Annotated in this window: 21 protein-coding genes; 17 read left to right on the top strand and 4 right to left on the bottom strand. The window is 66.3% G+C overall.

Annotated elements, in window-relative coordinates; genetic code table 11:
- The first annotated feature begins 71 nt into the window (after nucleotides 1–71).
- The 8 genes from rhaI (at nucleotide 72) to FBY31_RS09685 (ending at nucleotide 9280) form a co-directional block, all read left to right on the top strand.
- The gene (gene rhaI, locus FBY31_RS09720; RefSeq protein ID WP_142039896.1) at nucleotides 72–1238 is read left to right on the top strand and encodes an L-rhamnose isomerase; all 1167 of its coding nucleotides are present in this window, start codon (nucleotides 72–74) and stop codon (nucleotides 1236–1238) included.
- Nucleotides 1226–3307 carry a bifunctional aldolase/short-chain dehydrogenase gene (locus FBY31_RS09715; protein ID WP_442858169.1) on the top strand — a complete coding sequence of 694 codons (2082 nt, stop codon included), beginning with the start codon at nucleotides 1226–1228 and terminating at the stop codon, nucleotides 3305–3307. The genes rhaI and FBY31_RS09715 overlap by 13 nt, the downstream gene beginning before the upstream one ends.
- On the top strand, nucleotides 3304–4803 hold the full coding sequence (locus tag FBY31_RS09710; RefSeq protein WP_142039893.1) for a rhamnulokinase: 1500 nt from the start codon (nucleotides 3304–3306) through the stop codon (nucleotides 4801–4803). The genes FBY31_RS09715 and FBY31_RS09710 overlap by 4 nt, the downstream gene beginning before the upstream one ends.
- A gap of 57 nt (nucleotides 4804–4860) precedes the next feature.
- Nucleotides 4861–5880, top strand: a complete 1020-nt coding sequence (locus FBY31_RS09705) for an acetylxylan esterase (protein ID WP_142039890.1) — start codon at nucleotides 4861–4863, stop codon at nucleotides 5878–5880.
- A gap of 55 nt (nucleotides 5881–5935) precedes the next feature.
- Nucleotides 5936–7264, top strand: coding sequence for a glycoside-pentoside-hexuronide (GPH):cation symporter (locus tag FBY31_RS09700; RefSeq protein WP_142039887.1), 1329 nt, complete (start codon nucleotides 5936–5938; stop codon nucleotides 7262–7264).
- Nucleotides 7265–7476: 212 nt separating this feature from the next.
- On the top strand, nucleotides 7477–8622 hold the full coding sequence (locus FBY31_RS09695) for a 3-deoxy-7-phosphoheptulonate synthase (protein WP_142039885.1): 1146 nt from the start codon (nucleotides 7477–7479) through the stop codon (nucleotides 8620–8622).
- Nucleotides 8623–8777: 155 nt separating this feature from the next.
- Nucleotides 8778–8990 (top strand): helix-turn-helix domain-containing protein, encoded by a 213-nt coding sequence (locus FBY31_RS09690; RefSeq protein WP_050053879.1) that lies wholly within the window; start codon nucleotides 8778–8780, stop codon nucleotides 8988–8990.
- A gap of 191 nt (nucleotides 8991–9181) precedes the next feature.
- Nucleotides 9182–9280, top strand: a complete 99-nt coding sequence (locus tag FBY31_RS09685; RefSeq protein WP_003792170.1) for a 30S ribosomal protein bS22 — start codon at nucleotides 9182–9184, stop codon at nucleotides 9278–9280.
- A 68-nt stretch (nucleotides 9281–9348) separates the two neighbouring features.
- Here the strand turns inward: FBY31_RS09685 and FBY31_RS09680 are convergent, their stop codons facing one another.
- Nucleotides 9349–10167, bottom strand: coding sequence for an HAD family hydrolase (locus FBY31_RS09680; RefSeq protein WP_142039882.1), 819 nt, complete (start codon nucleotides 10165–10167; stop codon nucleotides 9349–9351).
- Between the two features lie 77 nt (nucleotides 10168–10244).
- Between FBY31_RS09680 and FBY31_RS09675 the strand changes: the two genes are divergently transcribed.
- The gene (locus tag FBY31_RS09675) at nucleotides 10245–10499 is read left to right on the top strand and encodes a glutaredoxin family protein (protein ID WP_142039879.1); all 255 of its coding nucleotides are present in this window, start codon (nucleotides 10245–10247) and stop codon (nucleotides 10497–10499) included.
- Between the two features lie 119 nt (nucleotides 10500–10618).
- Complete coding sequence (locus FBY31_RS09670; protein ID WP_142039876.1) at nucleotides 10619–11323, top strand: redox-sensing transcriptional repressor Rex; 705 nt, start codon at nucleotides 10619–10621, stop codon at nucleotides 11321–11323.
- Nucleotides 11324–11373: 50 nt separating this feature from the next.
- On the opposite strand, the gene FBY31_RS09665 is transcribed toward FBY31_RS09670, so the two are convergent.
- The 3 genes from FBY31_RS09665 to FBY31_RS09655 form a co-directional block, all read right to left on the bottom strand.
- Entirely contained in the window at nucleotides 11374–12156 is a 783-nt protein-coding gene (locus tag FBY31_RS09665) for a hypothetical protein (RefSeq protein ID WP_142039874.1), read from the bottom strand.
- Between the two features lie 181 nt (nucleotides 12157–12337).
- Nucleotides 12338–12814, bottom strand: a complete 477-nt coding sequence (locus tag FBY31_RS09660; protein WP_142039872.1) for a hypothetical protein — start codon at nucleotides 12812–12814, stop codon at nucleotides 12338–12340.
- Nucleotides 12815–13034: 220 nt separating this feature from the next.
- On the bottom strand, nucleotides 13035–13583 hold the full coding sequence (locus FBY31_RS09655; protein WP_142039869.1) for a YceI family protein: 549 nt from the start codon (nucleotides 13581–13583) through the stop codon (nucleotides 13035–13037).
- A gap of 207 nt (nucleotides 13584–13790) precedes the next feature.
- Here FBY31_RS09655 and FBY31_RS09650 point away from each other — a divergent pair, with 207 nt between their 5' ends.
- The 7 genes from FBY31_RS09650 (at nucleotide 13791) to FBY31_RS09620 (ending at nucleotide 23213) form a co-directional block, all read left to right on the top strand.
- Nucleotides 13791–14471 (top strand): histidine phosphatase family protein, encoded by a 681-nt coding sequence (locus tag FBY31_RS09650; RefSeq protein WP_142039867.1) that lies wholly within the window; start codon nucleotides 13791–13793, stop codon nucleotides 14469–14471.
- A 2-nt stretch (nucleotides 14472–14473) separates the two neighbouring features.
- Nucleotides 14474–15100, top strand: a complete 627-nt coding sequence (locus tag FBY31_RS09645; RefSeq protein ID WP_235012998.1) for a TlpA family protein disulfide reductase — start codon at nucleotides 14474–14476, stop codon at nucleotides 15098–15100.
- Nucleotides 15101–15102: 2 nt separating this feature from the next.
- Nucleotides 15103–15858 carry a cytochrome c biogenesis CcdA family protein gene (locus tag FBY31_RS09640; protein ID WP_142039864.1) on the top strand — a complete coding sequence of 252 codons (756 nt, stop codon included), beginning with the start codon at nucleotides 15103–15105 and terminating at the stop codon, nucleotides 15856–15858.
- Entirely contained in the window at nucleotides 15858–17630 is a 1773-nt protein-coding gene (gene resB / locus FBY31_RS09635) for a cytochrome c biogenesis protein ResB (protein WP_142039862.1), read from the top strand. Before FBY31_RS09640 ends, resB begins: the two co-directional genes overlap by 1 nt.
- On the top strand, nucleotides 17630–18715 hold the full coding sequence (gene ccsB / locus FBY31_RS09630) for a c-type cytochrome biogenesis protein CcsB (protein WP_142039859.1): 1086 nt from the start codon (nucleotides 17630–17632) through the stop codon (nucleotides 18713–18715). Before resB ends, ccsB begins: the two co-directional genes overlap by 1 nt.
- A gap of 153 nt (nucleotides 18716–18868) precedes the next feature.
- Nucleotides 18869–21145 carry an Hsp70 family protein gene (locus FBY31_RS09625; protein WP_142039856.1) on the top strand — a complete coding sequence of 759 codons (2277 nt, stop codon included), beginning with the start codon at nucleotides 18869–18871 and terminating at the stop codon, nucleotides 21143–21145.
- A 1-nt stretch (nucleotide 21146) separates the two neighbouring features.
- Entirely contained in the window at nucleotides 21147–23213 is a 2067-nt protein-coding gene (locus FBY31_RS09620) for a LuxR C-terminal-related transcriptional regulator (protein ID WP_142039853.1), read from the top strand.
- Nucleotides 23214–23346 lie beyond the last annotated feature (133 nt).

Genomic DNA, 23346 nt, shown 5'->3' with positions numbered 1-23346 from the left:
GCCAGACCACAGACACCAAGACACGGCACACCAAGACACAGCACACCAAGACACCGGAAAGAACCACCATCATGAATGACGTAGCAACGGCGCTGGGCAGGCTCGAGGAGCTTGCCATCGAGGTCCCTTCGTGGGCTTATGGAAATTCGGGTACGCGGTTCAAGGTGTTCGGCACTCCCGGCACCCCGCGTACCGTGCAGGAGAAGCTGGCGGACGCGGCGAAGGTCCATGAGCTGACCGGCCTGGCCCCCACCGTTGCGCTGCACATCCCGTGGGACAAGGTTGACGACTACGCTGCTTTGAAGGAGTACGCGGCGGGCCTGGGCGTTGGCCTCGGGACGATCAACTCCAACACGTTCCAGGATGATGAGTACAAGTTCGGCTCTTTGACCTCGTCCAACGAGGCGGTCCGCCGCCGCGCCATCGACCACCATCTGGACTGCATCGACATCATGCACGCCACCGGGTCGAAGGACCTGAAGATCTGGCTGGCGGACGGCACCAACTACCCGGGCCAGGATGACATGCGGGGCCGGCAGGACCGCCTGGCCGAGTCCCTGCAGGAGATCTACGCCGCCCTTGGTGGCGAGCAGCGCCTGGTGCTGGAGTACAAGTTCTTCGAGCCCGCTTTCTACCACACCGATGTTCCTGACTGGGGCACCTCCTACGCGCAGACGCTGGCGCTAGGTGAGAAGGCGTTCGTCTGCCTGGACACCGGCCACCACGCCCCGGGCACCAACATCGAATTCATCGTGATGCAGCTGCTGCGCCTGGGCAAGCTCGGTTCCTTTGACTTCAACTCGCGCTTTTATGCCGACGACGACCTCATTGTGGGCGCGGCTGATCCGTTCCAGCTGTTCCGCATCATGCATGAAGTGATCCGCGGCGGCGGCTTCGGCAAGGATTCCGCTGTCGCGCTGATGCTGGACCAGTGCCACAACCTGGAGGAGAAGATCCCCGGCCAGATCCGCTCGGTGCTGAATGTCCAGGAAATGACCGCCCGGGCGCTGCTGGTGGACACCGCAGCCCTGGCCGAAGCCCAGCGCACCGGTGATGTCCTGGCAGCGAACGGTGTCTTCAACGATGCTTTCTACACGGACGTCCGCCCGGTCCTGGCCGAGTGGCGTGAAACCCGCGGCCTGCCCGCGGACCCGCTGGCCGCCTACAAGGCCAGCGGCTACCAGAAGAAGATCAACGAGGACCGCGCAGGCGGCCAGCAAGCCGGATGGGGCGCATAAGCATGACCATGCAGAACACAGATATGCAAAACACAGGCAACAAGACTGTTGAAGAACTGATTTCCCGTTCCAACCGCCTGGGCGCGGACAAACGGAACACCAACTTTGCCGGCGGCAACACCTCAGCGAAGGGCACCGGGAAGGATCCCGTCACGGGCGAGGACGTCCAGCTGCTGTGGGTCAAGGGCTCCGGCGGAGACCTGGGCACGTTGAAGGCGGAAAACCTGGCGGTGCTGCGCCTGGACCGGCTGAACGCGCTGAAGAACGTCTACCCCGGCGTTGAGCGTGAAGACGAGATGGTGGCCGCGTTCGATTACTGCCTGCACGGCAAGGGCGGCGCAGCTCCCTCGATCGACACCGCCATGCACGGCCTGGTGGATGCCGCGCACGTGGACCACCTGCACCCGGACTCCGGCATTGCCATCGCCACGGCGGCCGACGGCGAGGCGCTGACCACCAAGATCTTCGGCAGCAAGGTGGTGTGGGTGCCTTGGCGCCGCCCCGGCTTCCAGCTGGGCCTGGACATCGCCGCGATCAAGGAAGCCAACCCGCAGGCCATCGGCACCATCCTGGGCGGGCACGGCATCACCGCCTGGGGCGCCAGCAGCGAAGAAGCAGAGCAGAACTCGCTGTGGATCATCGAGCAGGCCGAGAAGTACATCAGGGACAACGGCAAGGCCGAACCCTTCGGGCCCAAGCTGCCCGGGTACGCTGCCCTGCCGGAAGCCGAACGACGTGCGAAAGCCGCAGCCCTGGCACCCGTCATCCGCGGCCTGGCCTCCACGGACAAGCCGCAACTGGGGCACTTCAGCGATGACGCCGTCGTCCTGGACTTCCTCGAAGCTGCGGAGCACCCGCGGCTGGGTGCCCTGGGCACTTCCTGTCCGGACCACTTCCTGCGCACCAAGGTCAAGCCGCTGATCCTGGACCTGCCGGCCGATGCTTCGATCGAGGACTCCATCGCCCGGCTGCACGAGCTGCACGCGGACTACCGTGAGGACTACCAGGCCTACTACGACCGCCACGCCGACGCTGAGAGCCCGGCGCTGCGCGGCGCGGATCCGGCCATTGTGCTGGTGCCCGGAGTAGGCATGTTCTCCTTCGGCGCCAACAAGCAGACCGCCCGCGTTGCCGGTGAGTTCTACATCAACGCCATCAACGTGATGCGCGGCGCCGAGGCCATCTCCACCTACGCCCCGATCGAGGAATCCGAGAAGTTCCGGATCGAGTACTGGGCGCTGGAGGAAGCCAAGCTGGCCCGGATGCCCAAGCCCAAGTCGCACGCCACCCGCATCGCGCTGGTCACCGGTGCGGCATCGGGCATCGGCAAGGCCATCGCCACCCGCCTCGCCGCGGAAGGCGCCTGCGTGGTGATTGCGGACCTGAACCTGGAAAACGCGGAAAAGGTTGCCGAGGAGCTGGGCGGTCCGGACGTTGCCATCGGGATCCAGGCCGACGTCACGGACGAAGCCCAGGTTGCGGCCGCGATTGACGCCGCTGTCCTGGCATTCGGCGGCGTGGACCTGGTGGTCAACAACGCCGGCCTGTCCATCTCCAAGCCGCTGCTGGAAACCACCGAGAAAGACTGGGACCTCCAGCACAACGTCATGGCCAAGGGCTCCTTCCTGGTGGCCAAGGCCGCGGCGAAGGTGATGATCGCCCAGGGCCTGGGCGGGGACATCATCTACATCTCCTCCAAGAACTCCGTGTTCGCCGGCCCGAACAACATCGCCTACTCCGCCACCAAGGCAGACCAGGCCCACCAGGTGCGCCTGCTCGCGGCGGAACTGGGCGAGTACGGCATCCGCGTCAACGGCATCAATCCCGACGGCGTGGTCCGCGGCTCCGGCATCTTCGCCGGCGGCTGGGGCGCCAAGCGTGCCGCGGTGTACGGCGTGGACGAGGAGAAACTGGGCGAGTACTACGCCCAGCGGACCCTGCTCAAGCGCGAAGTCCTGCCCGAGCACGTGGCCAACGCCGCCGCCGTGCTCACCAGCAACGAACTGTCCCACACCACCGGCCTGCACATCCCCGTGGACGCCGGAGTGGCCGCAGCCTTCCTGCGATGAGCGGTTCCGCAACTCGTGCACAAGGCAATGTCGACGGCGGTAGGGTGTTCGCCGCCGTCGACATTGGCGCCTCCTCGGGCCGGGTCATCCTGGGCCGCGTCCACGCCGGTGAGGGCCGCAGCGGGGCCAGCGGCGGACGCAGCATGGAGCTGGAAGTGGTCCACCGCTTTCCCAACGGCGTGGTGGAGCTCGACGGCGGCCTCCGCTGGGACTTCAACGCCCTCTTCGCCGAGGTGCTCAAGGGGCTTTCAGCAGCGGCCACCGTCGCCGCTGTGCAGGGTGAGCGGGTGGCCAGCATCGGCATCGACACCTGGGCGGTGGACTACGGCCTGGTCAATGGCGCCGGGAAGCTGACGGCGCAGCCGTTCAGCTACCGGGACCACCGCAGCCGGACCGCCGTCGAGCCTGTGCACCGGAAGCTGGACCCCGCCCGCCTCTACGCGACCACCGGACTGCAGTTCCTGCAGTTCAACACCATCTACCAGCTGGCCACCGAGCCGGACCTGGACGGCCTGCAAGCGCTGCTGATCCCGGACCTGATCGCGTTCCTCCTCACCGGGCAGCGCCGGACGGAGGCGACCAACGCGTCCACCACCGGACTGTTCGACGCCGTGGCGGGGGAGTGGGCCACTGAGTTCTTCACGGCCCTGGGCCTGCGGAAGGACCTGTTCCCGCCCCTGATCCAGCCGGGTGAAACCGTCGGCACGCTCCTGCCGGAGATCGCCGCGGCCGTGGGGCTGCCGCAGGACACGAAGGTGGTGGCCGTCGGCTCGCACGATACCGCCTCCGCCGTCGCAGCAGTCCCGGCGCAGGAGGAGAACTTCGCCTATATATCGTCGGGTACCTGGTCCCTCGTGGGCTTGGAACTGAAGCATCCGGTGCTCACCGAGGCCAGCCGTGAGGCGAACTTCACCAACGAACGCGGCGTGGACGGCACCATCCGCTACCTGCGAAACATGGGCGGCCTGTGGCTCCTCAGCGAATGCCAGCGGACCTGGGCCCAGGAAGGGTACCGGCCGGAGCTTACCGCCCTGCTGGGCGCGGCGGCCGCGCTGCCGCCGGGCGGGCCGCACATCAACGCGGACGACCCCTACTTCATCGCACCCGATAACATGCCCGAACGCGTCAGGGCCGCCGTCCGGCGCACCGGCGAGGTACTGCCCAACGATCCGGCGGCAATCACCCGCTGCATCATGGACAGCCTCGCGGCCGGCTACGCGCGCACCATCAGGGACGCGGAGCGGCTCGCCGGACGGTCCGTGGATGTGGTGCATGTGGTGGGCGGCGGTTCCCAGAACTGCCTGCTCTGCCAACTCACCGCAGACGCCACGGGAAGGACAGTTGTGGCGGGGCCGGTGGAAGCCACAGCACTGGGCAACGTCCTGGTGCAGGCGCGGGCGGCCGGAGCCGTTCACGGCGGCCTCGAAGAACTCCGTGCGCTGGTAGTAGCCAGCAGCCCCTTGCAGGTCTTTGCGCCGGAGCTCTCGCGGCTGTAGCCCTGCGGCGTCACTGTGGCGCCGGCCCCATTGAAACAGGACAGGAACGGACGGCTCATGCCACTCTTCGACCTCCCGCTTGCCCAGCTCCGCGGTTACACCTCCGAGGTCACGCCGCCGGCGGACTTCCGCGAATTCTGGGACACCACCATCGGGGAGGCGCAGGCATTTCCGCTGAACGCCTCCTTTGTGCCGGTGGAGAACTACCTCTCGGTGATCGATACCTTCGACGTCACGTTTTCCGGATTCGACGGCGCTCCGGTCAAGGGCTGGCTGCACCTTCCCGCCAACCGGGAGGCTGGGAGCCAGCTTCCCGTCGTCGTACATTACGTGGGTTATTCCGGCGGCCGGGGGCTGGTGAACCAGGACACACGATGGGCGCAGGCCGGCTACGCGCACTTCATCATGGACACCCGCGGCCAAGGCTATGGTGGGACGCTGGGGGAGACGCCAGACCCGCATCCCTCCGCCGGGGACGTTGCCCATGCCGGTCTGATGACCCGCGGCGTCGGCAGCCGCGAAGACTACTACTTTCGGCGGGTCTACACGGACGCATTCCGTGCGGTCGAAGCTGCGCAGTCCCACCCGGACGTGGATGCATCCCGGGTGGTGCTTGCCGGTGTCAGCCAAGGCGGCGGCATTGTGGTGGCGGTTGCCGGCCTCGTAGCGGGAAGGCTCGACGGTGTGGTGGCCGCAATGCCTGATGTCCCGTTCCTCCAGGACTTTCCGCGCGCTATCGACATCACCCCTCGCGGCCCCTACCCGGAAATCGCGGCCTTCCTGGCGCGGCACCGGGACCGGTACGAACCCATCCTTGACGTCCTGCGCTATTTCGACGGCGTCAACCTGGCCCGCTGGGCAACCGTGCCTGCGCTGTACTCGGCCGCCCAGATGGATGACATCTGCCCGCCCTCCACGGTCTTCGCCAGCTTCAATGCCTACGGCTCCGGCAGCGCTGGATCATCGGGAACCGGTGCGCTGAAGGAGATCGAGGTCTACCGGTTCAACAACCACGAAGGCGGCCAGGAGCACCACTGGATCAGGCAGCTGCTGTTTCTTCGCAAGATTTTGGGGTAAGTTGCTTTCTGCGGGCGCGAGAAAACGGTTTCCAGCGCCCGGAACCAAGGAACCAATGAAGAAACTCAGCAGGCTCAGCGTTTTCGGCTACGGCGCCGGCGACGCCGCCAACAGCATGATCATCAGTACAGGGAACATGTTCCTGCTTGTCTACTACACGGACGTTGCGGGAATCGGGCCGGCAGCGGCCGGTACTTTGTTGCTGGTGGCGCGGATCTTCAATGCCTTCACGGACATCGCCGCAGGCCGCATCGTGGACCGCGTACACAGCAGGCGCTGGGGAAAGTTCCGGCCGTTCCTGATGTTCGGCTTCGTTCCGCTGCTGCTGAGTGTGGCGGTATTCCATGTTCCGGACGTCGACCCGTCACTGAAGCTGCTCTACGCCTACTGCACCTACGGCCTGGTCTGCCTCTCGTACAGCATGGTCAACGTTCCCTACGGCTGCCTGGTGGGAGCAATGACCCAGGACGCCAGGGACCGCGCCCGGCTCGGCGGGGCCAGGACCATCGGCGGCCTGTCAGTGGGGGCCACCCTGGGCTTCTTTATCGCGCCGCTCCTCGGTGCCGGCCAGGACATGCAGCAGATCTTCACCTGGCTGACCCTGGCCTTCGCGGTACTGGGGTCGGGGCTGTACCTGCTGACCGCCGTCGTATGCGTGGAGCGGGTCCCCAGCCGGATCCCGAAGATCACCCTGCGCCAGAGCATCGCGGCACTGAAGGCCAATTCACCGCTGGTGGTCCTGTGCGTCAGTTCCGTCCTGTTCGTGACCGGAACGTCCGCCACCGGGGCGGCGCAGTTCTACTACCTCCGCGACGTCCTGGCCCGGGTGGACCTGTTCCCCGTGATGGCCGCTGCCCAGGTGGTGATCACCTTGATGCTGGCGTTCCTGATCCCGCGTCCCGTGGCGCGGTGGGGAAAGAGGGCCGTCTACAGTGCTGGTGGGGGACTGGGGGTGGTGGGCGGCGCCCTGGTGTTCCTGGCGCCTGCAGGCGTCCCGTTGCTGGGCCTGGCCGGGCTCGTCCTGGGGCTCCTGGCCTCAGCCTCGGTCAGCATCCTCACCTGGGCGCTGGTCGCGGACACCGTGGAGTACGGCGAATGGAAGACCGGCGTGCGCGTGCAGGGGATCAACTACGCATTGCTGGCGGCCACCCGGAAGCTGGGCATGGGTTTTGGCGGCGGCCTGGTTGCCTTCTCCCTGGCCTGGGGTGGCTATGTCTCGGGCACGGCCGAGCAGTCCGATGCAGCCACCCTCGCCATCCGGGCCGCGGCGGGGCTGCTGCCCGGAGCCTTGGTGCTGGCCGCCGTCGGGATCATGTACTGGTACCGCCTGACGGACCAGAAGCACGCGGAACTGGTGGCCAGCCTCTCCCGTGATCCGGCGTAACACTTTGCGCCGGCCGTGGCTTGGCGGTTATGGTCATGGCATGACTAACCGTTGGTATGCGTATTTTTCGTTGGCTCTGGAGGGGCCCGCGTCTAACTGACACGCATCCAACTTTCCTTCAGAGCCAACAGGGCAGAGATTATTCTCTGCCCTTCGCCGTTTCTCCGGCGGGTTCTGACTGGGCCCGCTTCCCACCTGGAACAGGACCCACAATGAGCACCGCAACAGCCCCCGCAAACACCGCCACCGGCCACCTCCGGACGGAATCCACGGCAAAGTCCACGTCGAACCTGCGCGTCAGCGAATTCACCGCGCTGCCCACTCCGCAGGAACTCATCGCGGAACTGCCCCTGGCAGCCGAGGCGGCAGGCGTCGTCGAACGCGGACGCGACGAAGTCCGCGCCATCATGGACGGCGTGGACGACCGCCTGCTGGTGGTTGTGGGGCCCTGCTCCATCCACGATCCAAAGGCCGGGCTGGAGTACGCCCGCCGGCTGGTCAGCCAGGCCGAGAAGCACAAGGAAGACCTGCTGATCGTGATGCGGACCTACTTCGAAAAGCCCCGCACCACCGTGGGCTGGAAGGGCCTGATCAACGATCCCCGGCTCGACGGCAGCCACGACATGGTCACCGGCCTGCGCACCGCGCGGCACTTCCTGCAGCAGGTCACCGCGCTGGGGCTGCCCGCGGCCACTGAATTCCTTGAGCCCATCAGCCCGCAGTACATGGCGGACCTGATTTCCTGGGGCGCCATCGGGGCCCGCACTACCGAAAGCCAGATCCACCGGCAGCTCGCCTCAGGCCTGTCCATGCCCATCGGCTTCAAGAACGGGACCGACGGCGACCTCCAGGTGGCCATTGACGCGTGCGGTGCTGCCGCGGCAGCCCAGGCTTTCCTTGGCATTGACGGCGACGGCCGGGCTGCGCTGGTGGCCACAGCCGGAAACCCGGACACCCACGTCATCCTCCGTGGCGGCCGCAAGGGACCGAACTACTCTGCGGCGGACGTCGAAGCTGCCTCCGCCAAGCTCGCCGGCAAGCAGTTGAACCCGCGCCTCATTGTTGACGCCAGCCACGCCAACAGCGGCAAGAGTCACCACCGCCAGGCCGAAGTGGCATTGGAAATCGGCGCCCAGCTCGAGGACGGTGGCGCCACGGCGCAGGCGATCGCAGGGATTATGCTCGAAAGCTTCCTGGTGGGCGGAGCCCAGAACCTCGATGTTGCCGAGCACGCAGCCGGCCGCGCCGAACTGGTCTACGGCCAGAGCGTTACCGATGCGTGCATGGAATGGGATGTGTCCGTTTCCGTGCTGGACCAGCTTGCTGCCTCCGCACGCAAGCGCCGGGCACTGAATTAGGGGAGGGAAATAGGGGAGCGCACTACTTTCACATCTGCCACAGCAACATCTAGAGTATCTAGATAGGTGGTTGGTGGATGGCTCAGCATCGGAACACCGCATTGGCACGTACCTGGGGTCACTGTTGTCCATCCGTCAGCAAAGGAAATAGGGAAATGTCGGCAGAACAGAACTTCTCCAACGCGAAGTTCCTGACCGTGGCTGAAGTAGCCCAGGTCATGCGTGTCTCCAAAATGACGGTCTACCGGCTGGTCCACGCCGGCGAGATGCCCGCGGTGCGGTTCGGCCGCTCCTACCGGGTTCCGGAAAACGCGGTGGAACAGTACCTCAAGGGCGCTGTGGTGGACGGCCATACCGAAACTGCCTGACGCGGTTACGTCGCAAACTGCGTATTTCCGCCGGTCCGGGCCCCTCCGGTCAGAAGCCGCCCCGGATAGGCGTTACCCTGTTAAGGAACGTTTTACGTCATTGTAAGAATCTGTCAGTTGTTCAGTTCGTAGCTCTGTCCACGAACCTTTTCCATCAGACAGGTACTGCATCTAGTTTGTAAGGAACTTTCGTGGGTTCAGTTATTAAGAAGCGTCGCAAGCGTATGGCCAAGAAGAAGCACCGCAAGCTGCTTCGCAAGACCCGTCACCAGCGCCGCAACAAGAAGTAGAGATACTTCAAACAGCGTGGAAATGCCCGCCGCCTTCCGAGGTGGCGGGCATTTCTGTTTCCAGCTGCCTAGATGCGCGGGCCGCGGATTCGGGCGAAGCCTTTCCACAGGCCGTAGACGGCACCGCAGGCGGTGGCTGCCTTGAGGCCGAGGGTTGCTGCGCGGCGGCCTGCGCGGAAGTCGTAGACGGGCCAGTTATGGTCGCGGGCGTGGCGCCGGAGGCGGGCGTCCGGATTGATGGCCACCGGGTGGCCAACGAGGGTAAGCAAAGGGATGTCGTTGTAGGAGTCGCTGTAGGCCCAGCAACGCCTGAGGTCCAGGTCCTCAGCGTCCGCGATTTCCTGGACCGCCACTGCCTTGGCCGAGCCGTGCAGGATATCTCCCACCAGCCGTCCGGTGTATGTGCCCTCCGAAACTTCCCCCACCGTACCCAGCGCTCCGGTGAGTCCCAACCGGGTGGAGATTACGGTGGCCACCTCGATGGGGGTGGCGGTCACCAGCCACACGCGCCTGCCCACCCGGAGGTGCTGCTCGGCCAGGGCCTTGGCTCCGGGCCAGATCCTGGACGCTATCATTTCGTCGTAGACCTCCTCGCCCAGGGCCTTGATGTCATCCACGGTGATGCCCGCGGCCAGGGTGAGGGCTGAGTCGCGGACCGCGTGGACGTCGTCCATGTTTTCGCCGCGGGCCACGAACTTGAACTGCTTCCAGGCGAAGCCGGCTGCCTGGGCAAGGGTGAAGGCCCCGCGCTGGTGCATCTTCCGGGCCACGTGGAAGAGGCTGGCGCCGCGCATGAGGGTGTTGTCCACATCGAAGAATGCCGCCTCGCCGGGCTGCGGCGCAGCAACCGGTTTGGTGACTACGGCGACGTACTTCTCCTCGGGCATGGAGTCGAGTCTAGTCAATCCACCGGCTGGACGGCGTCGGCGCCGCCGGGCACCGTGAACGGGACTACGGTTAACCCATGGCCACACCCCGCGTCGTCCTGATCACCAAAGCTGACTGCCACCTTTGCGACGAAGCGCGCGACGCCGTCGGGCGGGTCACTGCCTCATTGGGCCTTGAGTGGACCGAAGAGCCCGTGGACAACCAGCCGGAACTGCGGGAGCGTTACGCCGAGGAGATTCCCGTGGTGCTGGTGGACGGAGTGCAGCGCGACTTCTGGAAAATCGACGAGATCCGGCTGGAACGCGTGCTGCAGCGGGCCATGGCGCAGTAGGAGAGCAGTGCCGGTGATGGTGCGTCCATTGTTGCTCCCTGCTTTGTTTCCCCCTGCTTTGTTGGCTTCGGCGGGAGGGCTCTAGAGTGGAGTCACAACGCGATGCGAGGGAGGGGCTGGTGGCTTCGCTGGATTCAACCCCCCAGGCTGTCCCGGACCTTCCGGACAGCACGGGCACGCCGGCCAAACAGATTCCGCCCGCTGCGGTGGCCCGGCTGACGCTCTATTTACGCGCCCTGAACACCCTGCTGGCCGAGGGAGTGGAGCGCGTCTCCTCTGAATCCCTTGCCGAAGCCTCCGGCGTCAGCTCTGCCACGCTGCGCAAGGACCTGTCCCACGTGGGCTCCTACGGTACCCGCGGGGTGGGCTACGAAGTCCAGTACCTGAGCCGGCACATCGCAGCGGCCCTGGGCCTGACCCATGACTGGAAGGTAGCAATCGTCGGTGCCGGCAACCTGGGCAAGGCCCTGGCGCGGTACGGCGGGTTCGAATCCCGCGGTTTCGACGTCGTGGCTATTTTCGATGCCGACCAGATGGTGGTGGGCAACGAAGTGGGCTGGCTGCGGGTCAGCGACGTGGCAGACATGGAAACCGTCCTGCGCAGGACAGGGGCGAATATGGTGGTGCTGGCGCTTCCGGCCGCCGTGGCCCAGGGCGTCTGCGACCGGGTTGTAGCCGCCGGTGTGCACAGCATCCTGAGCTTCGCCCCCGTGATGCTCCAGGTACCGGAGGGGGTTAATCTCCGCAAAGTGGACATGGCCACAGAACTGCAGATCCTGGCCTACCACGCACAACGGGCGCAGGCCCCAGGACAGACTGCCTGATAGCTCCGGCAGTTCCGGGACCCACGCCCGCAGGTGTGGGAGGTGCTTGGTTACCGGCCGTAGGGGTTGCCCAGGCCGCCGCCGTACGGGTTGGCAAAGGGCTGCTGCTTACGGAAGTACGGAGCAGCCGCCGGCAGGTACAGCAGGACGATGGCGGCAATCCCCAGGAGGGTGCCGACGGTGCCCAGCGTAGGAACGCCGAACAGGCCGATGACGGACAGCGCGGCGAACACGGTGCCCAGGATGCGGGCCCAGTTCTTGCCTTTCCGGATGAAGAATGCCACCAGCAGGTAGAGCCCGGCGCCGATGATGGCGAACACCACCAGCGTGCCGGCGATGAACCCCTTGATGTCCTCGTACGAGACTCCGGCTCCGGTGCCCTCCACCTGCTGCTCAAAGGTCTGGCGGAACACCGGATCGTCCAACTGGGTGAGGCCGGTGAGCATCGAGATGACGAAAATCGCGGCCGAGGCGATCAGCAGCCAGAACGAAATGTTGACCAGCTGCGGCACGCCGTTGCTGCCCGTGGATTGCGGCTGCTCGGACGGGTACTGCGCATACGGAGACTGGGCGTACGGGGACTGGCCGTAGGGCTGCTGACCGTACGGCTGCTGTCCATAGGCCGGCGCCTGCGGCGGGTTCTGGCCATATTGGGGAGCGTTCTGGCCGTACTGGGGCGCACCGGACTGGCCGTACTGGGGCGGGTTCTGGCCGTACTGCGGTGCGTTCGGTCCGGACTGCTGGCCGTATTGGGGAGCGTTTTCACCGTAGCGCGGCTGCTGGTTGCCCTGCTCGGGGTCGTTGGGCACGGGCGGGACGGGAGGATTACTCATGAGCTGTCCTTCTGCATGTCGGGATCCAAGTGGGCTGCCGGGTTTCGGTCCTGGCCCTACCCCCAGCATGGCTTAAGTCCACCGTACCCCCGGACCGGCCGCTTATGGGCCATTCCCAAGGAGGTATTCGGCCCGCCGTTCCGCGGGTGCGCCCCGCTGGGAGCTCTTGCCCGTCCCACGCTCAGCTGGTGCCTGTACCGGTGCCGCTCCCGGTGCGTGCGGCCGCGAACCATGCCTGTGAACGGGGCAGCCACAGCAGGACTGTTGCCGCAAGGCTGATGAGGAAGCCTGCCCAGTTGCCGCCCTGGCCAACGCGCATGGCCAGGTTGGCCAGGGCAAGGACCAGGGTGACGGCGGTCAGGAGGGTGAGGGCCAACCGTGCCCACTGCCTGCCTTCCTTCATCCGCAACGCAAAGATGATCTGCGCGGTGCCCACGCTGGCGGCCAACAGCATCAGTAACAGGACCCCGAGGGCCGCGCCGGGCGCTGCGGCAAAGAGGGTCAGCGAGGCGAGCATGCCGAGCAGTCCGCCGAGCAGGCCGAGGATGCCGCCGAGGAACCAGATCCAGAACGAGACCTTGAGCTCTGCGGGAAGGCCGGCTACCGAGAACATGGTGGAGAAACCGGTGCGGGGCCTGGCATTCTCAGAGTTGCTCATGGCCCTCACTGTAGTCGCGCCGCGGTTTCCACAGCCCGCGGCAGGTCCGTGATCCGCAGTGACGCCGCGGTTCGTTGTGCAGGGACTGCCCCCGCGCAACAAACCCGGGCTTCCCTGCGCAGGGCGGCACAAAGGGCAGCACAAAGGGCGACACGACTTAAAAACGGAACCCCGGCACCGGGCTGGAGAAGCCGGTGCCGGGGTTCCGGGTGAGCCTTGACTAGGCTGCGGGAGCGATGAAGGCCAGCTCCAGGTTGATGGCAACCTTGTCGCTGACCAGGACGCCGCCGGCCTCGAGGACTGCGTTCCAGGTCAGGCCGAAGTCCTTGCGGCTGATGGTGGTTTCGGCGGAGACGCCGGCGCGGGTGTTGCCGAACGGGTCCACGGCCACACCGTTGAACTCGGTTTCGAGGGTGATGGGACGGGTGACGCCCTTGATGGTCAGGTCGCCGGTCAGCTCGTAGCTGTTGCCCTTGGCCACCAGGCCGTTGGAGACGAAGGACATCTCCGGGAACTTCTCCACGTCAAAGAAGTCCTCGCCGCGGACGTGGCCGTCGCGGTTGGCGTCGCCGGAATCGAAGCTGGCGGTCTTGATGGTGGCGCTGATCGTGGAATCGGTCACATCCTCGCCGAGGTTGAGGGTTGCCTGTGCTTCCTTGAACTGGCCGCGGACCTTGCTGATGCCTGCGTGGCGGACGGTGAAGCCGATCTCGCTGTGCGAGTTGTCCAGGGTCCAGGTGCCGGTGGTGACGTCTGCGGGAAGTGCCATGATGTTGCTCCTTAGAAGAGGGTGGTGCCTGCTGACCAATCTAGGTGTTGAAGCTTCATCTGTTGAAGTCTCAACTAACTGCTGCATCCAGTATAAACATGCATTTGCATGTTTTGTTCCCGCCTTCGGAACATTTCTTCAAAAACTTCAGTTCTACTGGATGTAGAAGATTTCGGATCGCACGCCATCTTTGAGAAACTGGTAAACATGCCCCAAGCCACTGTCCATCTGCTCCGCCACGGCGAGGTCCACAACCCTGACGGCGTTTTGTACGGAAGGCTGCCCGAATTCCACCTCTCCGGGCTGGGCCAAGAGATGGCCCGGATGCTCGCGGAGCACTTCCGGCAGCGCGCCGCCAGCGGTGCCCGCATCACTTACCTGGCCGCCTCGCCGCTGGACCGTGCGCAGGAAACTGCCCGGCCGACGTCGGACGCACTGCACCTGCAGATCCACACGGACGAGCGGATCATCGAAGCAGAGAACTACTTCGAGGGGATGAAGGTCACCAAGGCCGAACTCCGCCGGCCCAGGCACTGGCCCCGACTGGTTAATCCCCTGCGGCCGTCGTGGGGCGAGCCGTACAAGCAGCAGGCCGCGCGGGTCATGGCGGCGGCGCAGGAGGCGCGCCTGCGTGCCATCGAGCTGGCCGCCGGCGACTTTGGAACGGGCGGGCCCGAGGCGATCATGGTCAGCCACCAGCTCCCCATCTGGGCTACCAGGCTCAGCGCCGAAGGCAAGCCGCTGTGGCACGATCCGCGCAAGCGCGAGTGCACCCTGACCTCCATCACGTCGCTGGTGTTCGACGACGACGGCACACTTGTGCGCGTCATGTACAGCGAACCCGCGGCGTCCCTTCTTCCCGGTGCAGCCAGCACCCCTGGAGCCTAGTAGTGACCGACAGCATAAATCAGGCCGCGCCTTCGGCCTCCCGCCGCAGTGTCCTTGCTGCAGGCGGCCTCGCCCTGGCCGCCCTCACCCTGGGCCTCTCGGCCTGTGCCCAGCAGGATGCCCTCGCCGAGCAGGCCAGGGCGGGGGATAACAAGAACTACGTTGCCGGCGACGGCTCCGTCACAGAATTCGCGGCGGCGGACCGCAAGTCCGCCGTCCAGATCAACGGGACACTGTTCAACGGCACTGCCATCGCGCCGGCGGACTTCCAGGGGAAGGTGACGGTCCTGAACTTCTGGTTCGCCGCCTGCGCCCCATGCCGCGTGGAGGCGCCCATCCTCGAAGAGCTCCACCAGGAGTTCAAGCCCCAGGGCGTGCAGTTCTTCGGCGTCAACCTTCGGGACGAGAAGGCCACCGCGGAGGCATTCGAGAAGTCCTTCAACCTGACCTACCCCAGCTTTGATGACAAGGACGGCGGCGTCCTCCTGGCGGTCTCCGGGCTGGTTCCCCCGGGAGCGGTCCCCACTACGCTGGTGCTGGACAAGCAGGGGCGGGTGGCCTCCCGTGTGCTGGGCGAAATCGAGCGGGGCACGCTGAAGGCCCTCATCGCCGCCGCCGTGGCCGAGTAGCCATGGACAGCCCCTTCGCCGAAGCCATCCTCAACGGCTCGCTCCTCCTTGCCATTCCGGTGGCACTGCTGGCCGGACTGGTCTCCTTCCTTTCCCCCTGCGTTTTGCCCCTGGTGCCCGGCTACCTGGGCTACGTCACGGGGTTGTCCGGGGTGGACCTGCAGAAGCAGAAGCGGGGCCGGATGCTTGCGGGCATTGGCCTGTTCGTGCTGGGCTTCTCCGTGATCTTCGTCCTCCTGGGGGGTGCTTTCGGCCAGCTGGGCAGCCTGATCACCGGATCGCAGAACGCCTGGATCACCCAGCTCCTGGGCGTCCTGGTGATGGTGATGGGCATCGTGTTTATGGGCGGCTTCAGCTGGCTGCAGCGGGATGCCAAGATCCACGCGAAGCCACCGGCGGGGCTGTGGGGCGCACCGCTGCTGGGCCTGACGTTCGGGCTGGGCTGGGCGCCGTGCATCGGGCCCACCTACTCGGCGGTCCAGCTCCTGAGCCTGTCCGGCGGCTCGTCCGCGGCGAAGGGCGCCTTCCTGGCCTTCGTCTACAGCCTGGGGCTGGGGATCCCGTTCCTGCTGATCGCCTTGGCGCTGCGCCGGGGGATGGGGGTGATGGCGTTCTTCCGCAAGCACCGCCTGGCCATCCAGCGCATCGGCGGCGGCATCCTGGTGCTCCTTGGGCTGCTGATGGCCAGCGGCGTCTGGGGCACCTGGGTCACCGGGCTGCAGTACTGGTTCCAAACTGATGTGAAGTTGCCGATCTGATGAGCGAGCGTGTGAACGTAGAGAAGAAATCTCCTGCCGCGGTGACTGGCGCCAACGCGGCAGAGGCCAAGGCTGACGCCGCGCTGCCGGCGTTGGGGCCGGCAGGCATGCTCCGCTGGTCCTGGACCCAGCTGACCAGCATGCGCACCGCGCTGTTCCTGCTGCTGCTCCTCGCCGTGGCGGCAGTCCCGGGCTCGCTGTTCCCGCAGCGCCCGGCCAACCCGTCCGTCGTGACGGAGTACATCAAGAACAACCCGGGTTACGGCGAAGCGCTGGACACCCTGCAGCTGTACGACGTTTACTCCTCGGCCTGGTTCTCCGCTATCTACCTGCTGCTGTTCATCTCCCTGATCGGCTGCGTGGTGCCCCGGGCCATCGCCCACTACAAGGCGATGCGCTCCCAGCCGCCGCGCACCCCCAAGCGTCTTTCCCGCCTTCCCGAGTACGGCACCCTGGTGATTCCGGCCGACGCCGGGATCCCGGCGTCGGCCGCCATCAACAGCGCCGCCGGGCTGCTGAAGAAGCGTGGCTACCGCGTGGACGTCCGCGACGCCGACGGCGGGCGTCCCTCCCTGGGTGCCGAACGCGGCTTCACCAAGGAAGTGGGAAACCTGGTCTTCCACACGTCCTTGATCGGGGTGCTGGTGTCGGTAGCGATCGGCGGCCTCTTCGGCTACAGCGGCCAGCGCATCCTGGTGGAGGGCGATACCTTCGTGAACACCCTGGTGGGCTACGACCAGTTCACCCCGGGCACCAACTTCCAGGCGGGGCAGCTCCAGCCGTACTCCCTCCAGCTGGACAAGTTCGACATCACGTTCGACCGCGAATCCCAGGGCAAGTTCGGCCAGCCCATCGACTTCTCCGCCGCAGTGACCACCAGGGAAAACCCGGACGCCCCGGCGCGGCAGGAAATCCTGAAGGTCAACGATCCCATCACCCTGGGCGGCACCAGCATCTACCTCACCGGCAACGGCTACGCCCCTGTGGTCACCATCCGGGACGGCGAGGGAAACGTGGCCATGCAGGGTCCCGTGGTAGCCAAGCTGCAGGGCGACAACTACTACTCCTCCGTGGTGATCAAGGTCCCCGACGCCAAGCCGGACCAGCTGGGATTCCAGGGCTTCTTCCTGCCCACCGCTTTCGTCTCCAATGAAGGGGTTTCCTTCAGCGGAGACCCCGGGCTGTTCAACCCGCAGCTGTCACTGAACTCCTACTACGGTGACCTGGGCCTGGATGACGGCGCGCCCCAGAACGTCTTCGAAATCAACGTCAAGAACCTGACGCCGCTGAACGCCCGGAACCTCGACGCCGGCGGCATTACCCTTGCCCCCGGCAGCAGCTACACGCTGCCCGACGGTAAAGGCACCATCAGCTTCGACGGCGTGAAGCGTTACATCGGCGTTGACATCCACCACAACCCCGGCCAGCTCTATGCCCTGATTTTCGCGCTCCTGGCAGTGGCCGGCCTGATCCTTTCCCTGTACGTCAACCGCCGCCGCGTCTGGGTCCGCACCGGCACCCATGAGGACGGCCGCACCATGGTGGAGTACGGGTTGTTGGCCCGTGGCGAAGACCACAGGCTCGCGGCGGAAGCCCAGGCGGTGCGGAACCTGCTGTCCGCGGAATGGCAGCTTGCCGCCGATCCCGCCGGGGCGGACCATGAAGAGTCCCAGCAAGCTCCCAGCAGCCAGGGCGATAATGGCCCAGGCGCTGCCACAACCTCAGCCCTTTCCACCCCTGCCGGCCCCTCCGGGCCCGAAAAGGACCAGTAATGCCGTTTGGAATCAACGAAACCATGGGCCAGTACAGCGAGCTTTTTATGCTCCTGGCGGCCGGCACGTACACGGTGGCGTTCATCGCCTTCGCGTGGGATCTGGCCAAGAGCAGCAAGGCGCTGCGCGCCATCGACCTTAAAGCTGCGCAGGCTGAAGAAGCCGTCCGCGTGCCGGTCGCCGCAGGCGCGGGGGCCCGGAACGAGTCCCACCTGGCCGGGCCGGCGGGCAGGGCGGAACGGCCGTCGTCGTCCGCTTCCCGGCCAGCCGGCGCAGGAGGCGGGGGAGTGATCACCGCCGACGGTGACATGCGGTACGCCGCCGAACGGCGTGCTCCCGCCCGGGTGGCCGTGGCACTGACCGTCCTGGGCGCAGTGATCCACGGCGCCGGCGTGCTGACCCGCGCCCTCGGGGCCGGCCGCGTGCCCTGGGGCAACATGTACGAATTCCTCACCACCGGCGCCTTCGTGGCCATCGCCGTGTTCCTGCTGGTGCTGATCCGGCGCGACCTGCGGTTCCTGGGAACGTTCGTGGTGGGCCTGGGCATCATCATGCTGGTGGCTGCCTCCGTGGCGTACTGGACCCCGGTGGGGCACCTGGTCCCCGCCCTGCAGAGCTACTGGCTGATCATCCACGTCTCCATTGCGGTGCTCTCCTCCGCGCTGTTCACCCTGACGTTCGCCATGTCAGCGCTGCAGCTGGTCCAGTCACACCGGCAAAAAACCGTTGCAGCGGGCGGCGCGGACAAGCTCGGCTTTATGCGCCTGGTGCCGTCCGCGCTGAGCCTGGAAAACCTGTCCTACCGGATCAACGCCATCGCCTTCATCGGCTGGACCTTTACTCTGATGTTCGGTGCGATCTGGGCTGAAAAGGCGTGGGGCAGATTCTGGGGCTGGGACACCAAGGAAGTATGGACCTTCGTGATCTGGGTGGTTTACGCTGGCTATCTCCACGCCCGCGCAACCCGCGGCTGGACCGGAACACGTGCCGCGTGGCTCTCGATCGTCGGCTACTTGTGCGTGATCTTCAACTTCACCATCGTGAACCAATTCTTCAACGGGCTGCACTCGTACTCCGGGCTCTGAACCGCGTTTTCCTGCTTTTCCTGCGGGAACTGCGGGGTAATAACCAATCGGTGTAGCAATAGGGGTGTTCGCCGTCCGGCCGTGATGCTACCTTGGTGAAGTCCGCCTGTGATGAAGTTTGCAGGCGAAACACCAGTTTTTCCCGAGGTGCCCATGGACTATGTTCTCGCCATAGATGTCGGGACCAGTTTCACCGCTGCCGCCGTTGCCCGATTCGGCCAGGGTTCCCCGGCCCCGGAATGCCTGCCGCTGGGACTTCGCGGAACAGCCGTACCCTCAGTGGTGTACTACCCCGAGGAGGGTCCCCTACTGGTGGGGGAGGCGGCAGAACGCCGCAGCCTCGACTTCCCCGCTCGGGCGGTGCGGGAATTCAAGCGCCGGGTGGGCGATGCGGTCCCCATTTCAGTGGGTGCGCTGTCCCTGCCTCCGGAGGATGTCTTTGCCACCATGACACGCTGGGTGGTGGACCGCGCCACGGAGCGCGAGGGGGCTCCGCCGTCCGAGGTCATCCTCACCTACCCCGCTGCCTGGGGCAGCCACCGCACCTCCGTGATCCTGGCAGCAATGGCCGCCAAAAGCCTGGACAACGTCACGCTCGTCCCCGAACCCGAAGCGGCGGCGCTGTACTACGCCTCCCAGGTCCGGGTGGAGGTGGGCAGCACCATCGCCGTCTACGACCTCGGCGGCGGTACCTTTGATACCGCTGTCCTCCGGAAGGCCGCCAGCAACCGGTTCCAGCTGCTGGGGCGCCCGGAGGGCATCGAGAACCTGGGCGGTGCCGACTTTGATGCGGTGGTATTCCGCTACGTCGCTGAGCACACCGGCGGCGTCCTGTCCAAGCTCGACCCGGCCGACGCCGGGGTGCGAGCCGCCCTGGGGAGGCTGCGGCGCGAATGCGTGGAAGCCAAGGAAGCGCTCTCCTCGGACAGCGAGGCCAGCATTTCGGTGCTCCTTCCCGGCTTCCAGCAGCAGATCCGCCTTGTCCGTTCGGAATTTGAAGCGCTGATCGAGGATTCCCTCCGCGATACTGTCGAGGCGCTGGAACAATCGCTGTCCCAGTTGGAACTGGAACCTGCGGACCTTTCCGCCGTGCTGCTGATTGGCGGATCATCGCGGATCCCGCTCGTGGCACAGCTGATCTCGGAACAACTGGACCGGCCCATCGCCGTCGACGCCGACCCCAAATCATCCATCTGCCTGGGCGCCGCAGTGTCGGCGGTGCTGGCACGCGCGGAGGCCGAGGCCCGGGCAGCGGCGGCGGAGGTCTCTGCAAAAGCCGCCGGCACCGCCGTCGGACTAACTGCAGACAGCAACGCGCACCTTGCCGGCCGCTATGCCAGCTGGTCACGCAAGAGTACGACGGCGGGCGGCCCGCTTTCAGCAGCGGCAGCCCATGCCCATGGCCACGGCGGCGCCCACGCCCCGAAGCCTACGGTCCGGCTGACCGCCATCGCAGCCGCTGCAGCCTTGGTGAGTGTCCTTACTGCCACGACCGCCCAGAGCCCGGCGGGCTTCAGTAACCTGGCATCCGTGTTTGTGCCGGAGGCGGGCGCTGCCCCTGAAGAGGCTGCGGCTCTTGGGCCTCCCGGCGATTCCGGGGGTTCCGGAGGTTCCGAAGGCGGAAGCGGGCCAGGAGCTGCGGCAACCGGCACGCCGATGGCCAGCATCGAGGCCCGAGTGAACAATGTTGCCCCAACTTCAAGCGCGCCGGGCCTTGACGTGGAGGCCTCACCTACCAGCCGGCCGTCCTGGAGCGCGGCAACCGAAAACGGGTTGCCTGCTGCGGGAGCCCTGGCAACTGCCGATCCAGGAGCTGCAGCCGGTGGAGGCGGGGTCTCCGTTGACGGCGGCACCGGTGCCGGGACCACGGATCCCACAGGCACGCCGGTTGGTGCCATTGATCCCGTGACAGGCGAACCGGTCGTCACGCCAACGTCCACTGCCGTTCCCTCCGAATCGGAATCACAAGAGCCTGAGCCGACCACGATCTCACCGTCGCCGACCGCGGGTCGTGCGACCGCGATCTCGCCGTCGCCGACGTCATCCACGGTCTCGCCCTCGCCGTCGCCGACGTCATCCACGGTCTCGCCCTCGCCGTCGCTGACGTCATCCACGGTCTCGCCGTCGCCGTCGCCGTCGCCGTCGCCGTCGCCGTCGCCGTCGCCGTCGCCGTCGCCGTCGCCGTCGCCGACCTCGCCCTCGCCGTCGCCGACCGCAGGTCCTGCAACCACGATCTCGCCCTCGCTAATGGCGGAGACTGGGACCCCGGGGACTCCGCCTTCGCCGGCAGCGGAGCCCCAGCCAACCGGGACTGAATCGTTGGCGGGGGTGGACCCTGAGCCCACCAGCACCCAGCCCGGCGAACCCCCAGCTTCGGCGCCGCCAACGGCCGCTCCCGCGACCCCCACCACCACCGAACCGGCGGCTTAGGATGTTTGGCCAGGACACACCCGTCGAAGAGCATGATTTCCTGCCGCCGGAGCTGAACCACGGCCGTTCGGCCCATGCTGCCGAGCAGATGGCCCGGCAGCTCCAGGGCGAGAACGTGGCGGTCCGTGAACTCCTGCTGGCGCTGTCCGTCGGTTTTGTGCTGCCCGGTCCGTTGCCCACCGACTTGCAGCGGAAGATTGACCGCGGCGATGTGGAAAGCCTGGACGCCTTGGTTGGGCGTGCAGAATCCGCGGGCCTGCTGACCCCTGATGGAACTGTGGTGGGACCCGCCCGGCACGCCCTGCTGGCGGTCGCCTCGACCTCAAGGGTGCACGCGCTGCAGCGCGAGCTCGTATCCGCGCATGCGTCGGTCGGGCAGCCGCTCGGGGATCTTGCCCGCGAAATGGCCCGCGGCGGCCTTGCGGATTCCCGTGTTGCTTTCGAGCTGGAACACGCAGGTGACAAGGCGCTGGAACATGATCCGGGGCTGGCCTCGCAGCTTTACGATGAAGCCCTGCTGGCAGGAGCCGATGAAATAGCAACCGCGGCACGGCGTGCCCAGGCAGCGGCCGCAGATGGGGCGCTGGACAGAGCCACCCAAATCCTCGATACCCTCCTGGTGCATGTTGATCCGCCGGACGTTCGGCGGGGAGTGGACGTGGCCGCAGCTGTGTGGGGCCAGCGGGGCATGCTGGCGCAGGGCGGGGACGCTTATAGCTGGCTGGGCCCCTCAAGGGTGGGGCCGTCGGCGCCTCTCGCCGCGGTCGCCATGATCGGAGCCGGCAACCTTCCCGGTGCCAAGGAACTGTTCCGGCCGGATGCGCCGCCGGCAGCTCCCACGTTACTGTCCGCCTCCCTTACGGAGACCGGCAGGGGCATCCTGGAGTCGCTGGCCCTGGATCCGCAGCAGGCGCTCCCGGTGTTGATCCACGCCTCGGATATGCTCAACGCCACGGGAACTGCACTCCCCCTCCCGGATACCCCTGCTGCCCTGGCCGCGCTCCTCGCCCTGCACACCGGAGAGGCTCATCTGGCGGAAACCGTCTGCCGGTCCGCTGCGGCAGCGGGCCAAGGGGGAAACGCGGCCAAGCCACGGCTCTTCCTGCTTCAGGCGTGGGCAGCCATGCAGCAGGACAAGCTTGACGACGCCCGGCTCGCCATCAATGAGGCCTCGAAAGTGAACCACTGGCCCTTGGTCCCGCGGGATGAATTCCTTTGTGCGGCGCTGGAAGTGGGGCTCGCCCGGCGCAACGGCGAGATCCCGGAACTCGTGATGGCCTGGGAACGAGCCCATGAAGCCATGCTCCACACCTCGGTGGACCTTTACAGCATGCTGCCGTGGGGCGAGCTGATGATCGCGGCCGCCCGGCTGCGGGAGACCCGCCGGGTGGCGCATTATCTGGATGCGGCGAACCAATTGCTGGGCCGCCTGGGTGATCCGCTCCTGTGGGCAGTGCCGTTCCACTGGGCAGCCGTCCAGGCAGCCCTGCTCGGTGACAGCCCGGCTGACCTGGCTCCCCATGCTGCCGCTCTGGCGCGGGCCGCGAACCACAGCAACCTTGCTGCGGTGTTTGCCGCCGCCGGCAAGGCATGGGTTTCGGTTCGGGCAGGAAAGTTCCGCCCTGCGGACGTTGAACTGGCCGCGCGTGGCCTGGGCAGGGTGGGAAGGCCCTGGGAAGGCGCCAGACTTGCCGGACACGCCGCTGCGCGTGCAGACGAACGCAAGGACATGGTGCGCCTGCTGTCGTGTGCCAGGGACCTTCATCCGCAGTCAGGCCCGGGAGGGAACGGGATGTCCAGGGTTCCTGAATCCCGCGATACGCCAGCCGAAGGTGCCAACGGTATGCATCCGGAGGGCTCGGGCCTGAGCGAACGGGAAAAGGAAGTTGCCAGGCTGGTGCTTGAGGGCAAGACGTACCGGGAGATCGGGGAGGCAATCTACATCTCTCCGAGGACCGCCGAACATCACATTGCCCGCATGCGCCGCCGCCTCGGTGCGGAAAACCGCTCCGACCTGCTGGCCAGGCTGCGGCTGGTCCTGACTTCCGAAAACCATGAACAGGAATGAAATGAAAACCCCTAAGACCCGTAACGGGAAAGGTTTCCCTCCCCGGAGGTGGGGACCGACGGTAGGGGGAAATGGCCCGATGCCGGGTCCCGGAGGGGAACGTACGTTTGACGCAAGCCAGGCAGGGCGACGG

This window comes from Arthrobacter sp. SLBN-100, from assembly GCF_006715305.1.
Lineage (GTDB): Bacteria > Actinomycetota > Actinomycetes > Actinomycetales > Micrococcaceae > Arthrobacter.
Note: the sequence above shows the minus strand (reverse complement) of the source record. Positions and strands in the feature narration are given on the sequence as shown.